Here is a 9363-nt window from a genome sequence, read left to right on the forward strand (position 1 = left end):
TTCTTCCAATGTCCAACGGCGTCGAGCGCCCGTCGAGACGACTTCAAGTCGGGAAACCTTCGGCATAGGCATATGGTCAGTCATACGCCTAAGTCTTCACCCTCCATCAAACCGCGCAAGGCGGTCCTCGCCGGAGCGATACGTTCCTCCGTCAGCTTCCGCAAAGTGAATGGGCCGGGAGTGAATGCGTTTGCGCAGCCAGTCGGCATTGGTACCGGACAGAACCGGCTTCTTGTGACCGCCGATCTTGCCGGGAGAAACGCCTCCGGTCTCCCGCCGCAGATTCTTCCACTTCGTCACACAGGAAGGGCTGATCTGAAGCGCTTCTGCGATCGAACGAACGGTCTCGCCCGCGTCAGCTCGCGCAAGAGCGCGTTCGCGAATGTCTTCCGAAAACGGTCGCGTCATCCATGCTGGCCTCCGCTTTCCAGCATGGAGCTTGAATCAGAAATCCTCCCCGCAGGGAATCCCGATTCCGGCAAAAAACAACATGCTCTAAAGGACGGCGCACGTCGTCGGTGGCCCTAGCGCCGTCTCTGGATCTGTGCCTGCTTCTCCATGATTGGCAAAGGGGCATGGAAGGGCTTGCTACGTTGGTGCGAGGGCAGGAAGGCAGGCGTGGTCTGCGAGTATGGTGGGCTACCCCGCACGCCAGAGAAGCCGCATTTTGGCGTTGCTATCAGGGAACTTGCCAAATAGGATTCCTTGCCGGAGTGTGTCGGCATCCTTATTGTAACCTCGGGAGTCCCGCGTCTCAGGGCTGGTGACGATTAGCACCGAGTAGGCGCATGAACAGATCGCACTTCTGCTTGCGTGGGGTGCGAACAAAAGCGCGACTGCCGTCTTGACCATTGGCCGGCCTCCCTAGCCGGGTTGCATGTGCATTGTGGATCGCAGCCTCTGCTCTGGGGCGGGTTTGTCGGAAGCCGCGCTCGAGCGTACGCAGGCCTTTCGTGGGCAACGGTCGCTCGTTAGCATCGACAGCGAATGAGAAGGTGTCTAGGCTATGCCGACCGTTAGCACCAAACTTGCCATCATCATCGTCTCATACCGCAATTTCGATGATGTCAATCGTTGCTTGAAGTCGCTTGCTCGTTCAGACTGGGATCACTTCGAGGTTTTCATTTGCGAAAATGGCGGGGACGGCGCCTACAGGAGATTGCTGGCCACGCTCGCAGGATCGGGGCGAACGTTGCAACGAATGTCCGATGGGGCGGACGCTCTCGACCGGCCACAGAAGCGGCTGGTCTCAGTGGGGAAATGCCGCTTTCAGAATCGCGCGAATGTCGTCCGAGTTGGACTCGCATCCGAGAACCTCGGTTACGGAGGCGGGGTAAACGCGTGGCTCGAGCCATTGCTCGGGGATCCTGGCTGGGATGCAGCGCTTGTCCTGAACCCCGATACCGAAGCGGATAGCCGCAGCCTATCTGAATTGATTGCCAAGTCTGCTGAGGGATTCGGCATGGTGGGCGGAAGCCTGGTCTTCGACGCCACCCCCGACAAGATCATCAACTACGGACTGCATTGGTCTCGAGCGACCGGCCGTGTCGTCGCCATAGGAAGGAATGCGCCAGTTGGCAGTGCGCCATCGGTCGAGGAGCTGGACAGAATCGATGCGGTAAGTGGCGCGTGTGTTCTGGTAACGCGGGCGTTCGTCGAAGAGGTCGGTCTGATGGCCGAGGACTATTTCCTCTATATGGAAGATCTGGATTGGGGACGACGGCGCGGAAAGCACCGCATCGGCTTTGCGAGCAAAGCCATCATTCGCCACATTGGAGGAACGACCATCGGATCTGCCGTCGCTCCCGAGAAGCGCTCGCATCTCTCGATTTATCTGTCTGCCCGCAACAGCATTCTCTATTCCCGGCGCTTCGCGGGATGGCGCTGGCTCTGCCATTTCGGAGTCGGACTGTTGTTCGCAGCACGATATATGCTGAGAGGCTCGGTATCGGCAGCAAGGGTCGCTTTCGTGGGTTTGCTGGACGGCGCAAAAGGCAAGACAGGGCGGCCGGATGCGATGCCTGGGGGCCAACGACTCGGTTGATCTGGACGCCGATCTGAATCGAGAATCCAGGCACACGCCACTGCTTGGATGGCGAGTGGAGTCGCTGACGCGCCATTGCCGCGCAATATCGCCCAGAGGCAGTCGAACCTAACGTCAATGCGATGATTAATTTGCTTCGGCTGGATGGAATGATCGTCGCAACATGAATCACCCATATTATTCCAGCTGGGCATTCAGCAAAAACTCAAGCGGCAGATCGTTGATCTCGACGGTCGATTATTTCATTATTTAAAGTTGGTGGCAGTCTTGCCGAGCTGTCACCCGCAAGGGAGCCGTGAGCGTCGGTGGTTGGCCCCAGTATTCCTTGGTATGTGTTGATTTCGGCCGTGCAGCTTTTGCGCACGGAGCTAATGCTTGAGTAAATTAGAGAATCGCCGCTTTATTGAATCCGCTGAAGCAAGACTTTGGCTAAGCGAGCTAAGAAATTACCTTGGGTGGGCCGTCGTGTCGTCGCAAAAAAGCCTTCCCCAATCGAGAAGACGCGCCCAACGGCGCTGCGCTAGCAGAGTCGCACTTGAGGTATCGCCGCTCGGGGAAATCGAAATGGGCGCGTGCCCGGGACAAAATCAGATCGAAGCTACCAGGAGAAAACTAAGATGGCAGCCATTCCTTTGAGCTGGAATGACCCTATGTTTGGCGGCGTTACGAATTCGAGTTCGGTCACACTTCAAAATGGTGGGGCCGCTTCGAATTTAAGTATTACCGACACCGGCAGCGTTGCGTCGGTCTACGGCACTGGCTCGTTCAGCATGAACGACGTCCGCATTAATTCGGAGGAAGGAGTCCGCATCGGGGGTAGCGGAACTATAAACATCAACAATTCGTACATTGAAACGACGGGAGTGGGGGCCGATCACGCCGATGGCATTCAGGCCTATGCTCCCGGCGGCACCGGAAATGTGACCATCACAAATACGACAATTGTGTCCCACAACACTGCTGCAACCGCGGGGATGTGGGTTGCAGACGGTTACAGTGGAACGTTCACTTTCAACAATGTCGTGTTCGAGGGTGGACCGTATGGCCTACGTATTGCCGCGGACGCGGGAGCTGGGCACGATGATTACGTCGCCCTCAAAGACGTGTATTTTGTGGGCCCATTTAACTATGGCGACTTTCTCTTTGAGGAAGTTAATGCGAACATACACATCACTCAATGGGACAATGTACGCTCCGCAACAATCGTGAATGGTCAACTTGTTCCGGGCGATCTTATCCCACCTCCTCTGCCAGTCGAAGGGTCGACTGCGCCCAGCGCGCCGACGACACCCACCACGTCCACTGTACCGGCTGCACCCGTAATCGCCTCTTTTTCGACCGACAGCGGCGTCGCCGGTGACGGCGTGACGAACGACAACACCGTCGAGCTCAAAGGCACTGCTGCGGCCAACAGCACGGTGACTTTCTATGATGGTTCAACCAAGATCGGTACGACCACTGCGAGCTCAACGGGCAGCTGGGACTACATCACCGAGGTCCTGAGTGACGCAAAGCACACGCTGACCGCGACCGCGACCAACTCGTCGGGCCAGACCAGCGTGGCCTCGGCTGCGGTGGCTGTCGCCGTTGACACCAAGGCACCAGCTGCACCGACGATCGCCAAGGATACCGTGAACAGCAACAATCAGGCTGTCGTGTCAGGCAGCGCCGAAGCGAACAGCACGATTAAGGTGTATGACGGCACGACGCAGGTCGGTGCTGCGACGACCAATTCGACCGGCGCGTGGAGTCTCACGACTTCCGCTCTGTCGGCCGGCTCGCACGTGCTGACGGCGAAAGCCACGGACGTTGCGGGCAACGTGAGTGTCGCGTCAGCCGGCGTGGATCCGGTCATCGGTTCTGGAACGTCAGGTTCGACCGGTTCGGGCACATCCGGTTCAGGTACCTCGGGTACGGGCACCTCCGGCTCAGGCACGTCGAGCGCCGGCACCACAGCGCCGGCCGCGCCGAAAATCGCCTCCTTCTCGACAGACAGCGGTGTCGCGGATGATCACATCACCAACGACAAGACGTTGACCCTGGCGGGGACCGCGGCTGCCAACAGCACGGTCAAAGTGTTCGACGGCACGACCCAGCTCGGCACCGCTACAACGGACGCCAATGGAGCCTGGCACTACACGACTGTCGCTTTCCCCGATGGCAAGCATAGCCTCACTGCGACGGACACCGTCTCTGGCGTCACCAGCAAGGCATCGACTGTGCTGGATGTCACGGTGGATGCCGCTGCGCCCGATGCTCCGGTTCTGCTCAGCGATGTGACCAGTCATCATCGTGCGACGGTGACCGGAACGGCCGAGGCGGGCAGCACCGTCAAGGTCTACGAGGGGACGACCCTGCTCGGCACGGCGGCGACTGGCGCCGATGGACATTTCAGCGTGACGACCTCTGGCCTGAAAACCGGATCTCACACGTTCGTCGCCTCGGCTACCGATGCTGCTGGCAACACCAGCGCCTTGTCGCAGCCGATCGATCCGCCAATTGGCTCGCACGGCGGCAACGGCACCTCGGCGGTGGAAGTCACCAACGTGCGTCCGCACTGGGATCATACCGCGACGATCAAGGGCACTGCCGACCCCAACAGCCAGATCAAGCTGTTTGAGGGCACGACTGCGGTCGGTTCGGTCACGGCGGGCGACAACGGCAAGTGGAGCTTCCACACCTCCGATCTGTCGGGCAAGACCCACGCCTTTACCGCGGAGCAGGTCGATACGACCGGCCACGTGGTCGGGACCAGCTCGGGCGAGGCGATCATCGGCTCGGGCCGCAGCAATACGCTGACCGGCACCACGGGCAATGACATCATGGTCGGCAAACGGGGGGCGGATACCTTCGAGTTTGCGTCGAACTTCGGCCACGACGTCATCAAGGACTTCGCTTCCCGCGGACCTGCTCACGATACGATCGAGTTCAGCAAGGGCGTGTTCGACAGCTTTGCGAGCGTTCTCTCCCACGCGGCCCAGTCAGGCCACGACGTCGTCATCGCGACGGGGAACGACACGCTCACGCTAAAGAACACGCAGCTCGACAAGCTGAACAGCCATGACTTCCATTTCGCGTAGTCACGTGTTCGGCGACACGGTGTAGACACCAATCTGCGGTGCAGATCATGGAAGGCGGGGGATGGTCCCCCCGCCTTCTTTTGTTCTGGCTGCCTCTATTGTGATCTACGCGTGAGCGGCGTTTGCGGGATGCAGCGCCCGGATAGGAGGCTTAGCCGGTGACGTTTCGCGCGATAGCCATTCTCGACCGGTCGCGACAAGCAACCGAGCGCCTCGTGTCGCTACGCTTTCTTCGCTCCGATCGGACTGTCTTGCTCGGATCCCGTCGCATTAAGAAAGGCCGCGAGCACGTGAACATAAATAAAATTCAAATATGGCGTAAGAGTCGGCCCCGTAGTCAGATGAGCTCGCTGGGCGTTTAAGTAAACGATTTCTGTGGGCTGAGGTCGCGCCACAATACAAGCGTGTTGAGTCTCGCTGTCTGGCATGACATCAGAGAAATTCGCGACGGTTTTAATAAGGAAATCGCGCGATTATTTCAGTACCGTGAGTTGACGTGCTGGTTAAAAAAACCTCAGCCCGGCCCCCATCTGGTCCCAAAAAAGCCCATGGCGACCGGCACGTGAGGCCGAGCTGATTAACCATGAAGTGGTGGATACAGATCGCCACGACATCGCGCTCTGCGAACGACTTCCTAGTGGAGTACGTGTCGAAGAAGCTGGGAGAGCAGATTAAATGACGGGATGGCCATCATGTCACGCTGGTACCGGCAGGCGACACGCTCAAGTTGGCCAGCCTCGGTGCGCAAAATCGATCTGACTTCTACTTCGCGTAACAGTAGCTCGACGACAGGGAAATCAAACTCAGGTCTGCCGTGGTGATCTTCTTGGGGATCGTCACATAAGGCACGTTTTCAAGGGCGGGAGTCATGACAAAATTTGAACGGTGGGGGGTAATCCCCCTGCCAGCAAGCCGTTATCGGATCCAACTTTCGCATTTGACGAGACTTGGGGCCATCGCACGACAGTGGGCCGCACGACAGTGGGCGGAAGATGCCGAGCTGCAGACGCAAGGGCCGAGTGCCTGGGCAAAGCAGCTTGTCGAAGTCTTGCGGCGACGACTGTTCTCCGGTCTCCCGCGGCCGGCTAGCGACTATGATGAGTCGCAGTCGGAGCTATCGGCATTCCTGCGGTCTTGCCGCCGGATATTCTGGGCTCTCGCGGCTTTCAGCGGGATGAGCAATCTCCTTATGCTCACCGGCTCGTTCTTCATGCTGCAAGTCTACGATCGGGTGCTACCCGGGCGCAGCATACCAACGCTGATCGCCTTGATGGTTCTCGCCACCGTGCTTTACCTGTTTCAGGGCGGGCTCGACCTCGTCAGGAGCAGGATCAGCGCTCGGGTCGGCCGGTACTTCGATGAAAGGCTCGGCGTTCGCATATTCGACGCGCTTGTTCGGCTGCCCTTGAAGACCAGAGCGGATGGCGACGGCTTGCAGCCAGTGCGGGACCTTGACCAGGTCCGCAGTTTCCTGTCGAGCGGAGGGCCGACGGCGCTGTTCGATCTGCCTTGGATGCCGATCTATCTCGGCGTCTGCTTCCTCTTTCACTTCTGGATTGGCGTCACTGCGCTGGCCGGCGCACTGGTGCTAGTCGGGATTACGATGCTCACGGAGGCACGCACGCGAGGCCCGGCAAAGGCGTCCTCGCGTCTCGCAGTCTCGCGAAGTGCACTCGCGCTCGAGGGGCGGCGAAATGCCGAGGTTCTGCAAGCCATGGGCATGCGGAAGCAGGCGGCATTACGTTGGCGGGATGTGAACGCGAAGTATCTTGCGGCCCATGAGCGGACCAGCGATGCCGCAAATGGACTCGGTGGTGCCTCCAAGATCTTTCGAGCGATCCTGCAATCGCTAGTTCTTGCCGTTGGCGCCGTCCTCGTCATCAACCAGGAATCGACGGCCGGCATCATCATTGCCGGATCGATCCTCACCGCGCGGGCACTGGCGCCCGTCGAAATGGCCATTGCGAACTGGAAAGGGTTCGTTGCCGCGCGGCAATCGGGGCAACGGCTCGATCACTTGCTGAAGCTTCTGCCTCGCGAGGAGGAGCGGTTGGCGCTGCCTCCTCCTGCTGAAACTCTCACCGTCGAGCATCTCTATATCGGCGCCCCAAATTCGGAGAGGCCCACCCTTAGCGAAGTGTCGTTCCAATTGAGGAGCGGGCAGGCGGTCGGAATCATTGGTCCGAGTGGATCCGGCAAATCGACGTTGGCACGTGCGCTGGTGGGAGTGTGGCCGTGCATGCGAGGCAGGATCCGGCTCGACAACGCCGCGCTCGATCACTGGTCTTCGGACGCCCTCGGCAAGCACATCGGTTATCTGCCTCAGGACGTCGAATTGTTCGACGGCAGCATTGCGATGAACATTGCACGGTTCGACCCGCAGGCAACCGCCGCCGCTGTTCTGGAAGCCTCGCATGCCGCGGGCGCGCACGACCTCATCCTCTCCCTTCCTGACGGCTACAGTACGAAGATCGGCGAGGGAGGGCTGGCATTGTCCGCCGGGCAGCGGCAGCGCATCGGGCTCGCACGTGCCTTCTACGGCAAGCCCTTCCTGGTCGTGCTCGATGAGCCCTCTTCCAATCTCGACGCGGAGGGCGAGGAGGCGCTGACCCAGGCGATCCTGAACGTGCGCCGGCGCGGTGCGATTGTCGCCGTTGTCGCGCACCGTCCGAAGGCGCTTGAAGGTGTGGACCATGTCCTGTGCCTCGGGGAAGGCAAGGTTCAGTCCTTCGGCAAGAGAGAGGAGGTTCTCAGGAAAGTGTTGCGAAATCCGGTACCGCTCAAGGTCGTCGCGGAAGCTCAAGGAGGAGGCCGATGAACGGTCAGGTGGCGCCGGCGTTGCAATCCATCCAGCGTTACATGATTGTCGGAATGATCATGTTGGCTCTGGTCACGTTTGGGGTCGGCGGCTGGGCGACAACGACCCAATTGTCGGGCGCGGTGATCGCCCAAGGAGTGGTCGTGGTGGATTCGAGCGTGAAGAAGGTTCAGCACGCCACTGGCGGGATCGTGGGAGAGTTGCGCGTGCGGCAGGGCGATCGGGTCAATGCAGGCGACGTTTTGATACGCCTCGACGAGACTCAGACGCTCGCCAATGCGACGATCGTCACCAACAGCATCGATGAGCTGCTCGCGCGGCAGGCTCGTCTCGAGGCCGAGCGCGATGGCGCTGAGGAGCTTAAGTTTCCCAAGCTGTTGCTCGATCGGGCCAAGGAGAACAATTCCGAGGCGAGCCGAGCAGTCACCGCTGAGCGGAAGCTGTTTGACCTGCGTCGCCAGGCGAGGAGCGGCCAAAAGGCACAGCTGCTGGAGAAAAGCGCGCAGCTGGAAAACGAGATCAAGGGCTATACGGGGCAGACCGAGGCCAAGCAGAAGGAGGTCGATTTTATTCGCCAGGAGCTGGAAGGCGTGCGCAGCCTTTGGCAAAAAAATCTGGTGCCGATCACGCGGCTCAATTCCCTAGAGCGCGACGCTGCCCGCCTCGAAGGCGAGCGCAGTCAATTGGCTGGCATGATCGCTCAGTCGAAGGGCAAGATCTCCGAAATCGGACTCCAGATCATTCAGATCGACCAGGACCTGCGGACGGAGGTCGGCAAGGACCTGATCGAGACGCGCTCAAAACTCTCCGAACTGGGCGAGCGCAAAACCGCGGCGGTCGATCAATTGAATCGGGTCGATATCAGGGCACCACAATCCGGCCGCGTCCACGAGCTCAGCGTCCACACGGTTGGGGGGGTCATCTCTCCCGGCGAGCAAATCATGCTGATCGTACCTGACGCGGATTCACTTGCAATCGAGGTCAAGATTGCACCGCGCGATATCGATCAGGTCTATGTGGGGCAGACCGCGACGATGCGCTTCGCAGCGTTCAACCAGAAGACCACGCCCGAAATCGATGGGGAGGTCAGCATGGTCTCGGCAGACATTACGCAGGATCAGCGTGCCGGCACGAGTTACTACACGGGGCGCGTCCTGCTGAAGCCCGAAGAGCTGGCGAAACTCGGATCGGCCAAGCTGCTGCCCGGCATGCCGGTGGAGGTCTTCATCAAGACGGCCGGTCGGACCGCGCTGTCCTATCTGCTCAAGCCGCTGCACGATCAGGCGGAGCGTGCATTCAAGGAGCGCTGAGTCTTCGCGCAGGCTAAAGCGGGATGGGGTTTGGTTGAATCGATTTGGGATTCCCAAATCAGTTCGTTTCTGATTCACCATGCTGGCTGGGCGGGAGGCCAGCATGGATGG

General features: G+C 59.7%; 5 protein-coding genes. All 5 read left to right on the top strand.

Going from position 1 to position 9363, the window contains the following annotated elements; genetic code table 11:
• Positions 1-528 (top strand): hypothetical protein (locus tag IVA91_RS09210; protein ID WP_247458556.1); only part of this gene is annotated, 528 nt, incomplete at its 5' end.
• Between the two features lie 478 nt (positions 529-1006).
• Positions 1007-2044 (top strand): glycosyltransferase family 2 protein, encoded by a 1038-nt coding sequence (locus IVA91_RS09215; RefSeq protein WP_247458558.1) that lies wholly within the window; start codon positions 1007-1009, stop codon positions 2042-2044.
• A 617-nt stretch (positions 2045-2661) separates the two neighbouring features.
• Positions 2662-5124, top strand: a complete 2463-nt coding sequence (locus tag IVA91_RS09220; protein WP_247458560.1) for an Ig-like domain-containing protein — start codon at positions 2662-2664, stop codon at positions 5122-5124.
• Between the two features lie 868 nt (positions 5125-5992).
• Complete coding sequence (locus IVA91_RS09225) at positions 5993-7942, top strand: type I secretion system permease/ATPase (RefSeq protein WP_247458561.1); 1950 nt, start codon at positions 5993-5995, stop codon at positions 7940-7942.
• Positions 7939-9252, top strand: coding sequence for an HlyD family type I secretion periplasmic adaptor subunit (locus tag IVA91_RS09230; RefSeq protein WP_247458563.1), 1314 nt, complete (start codon positions 7939-7941; stop codon positions 9250-9252). The genes IVA91_RS09225 and IVA91_RS09230 overlap by 4 nt, the downstream gene beginning before the upstream one ends.
• The last annotated feature ends 111 nt before the right edge of the window (positions 9253-9363 follow it).

Origin of the sequence: Bradyrhizobium sp. 153 (assembly GCF_023073835.1) — a bacterium.
In the GTDB taxonomy this organism is placed as follows: domain Bacteria; phylum Pseudomonadota; class Alphaproteobacteria; order Rhizobiales; family Xanthobacteraceae; genus Bradyrhizobium.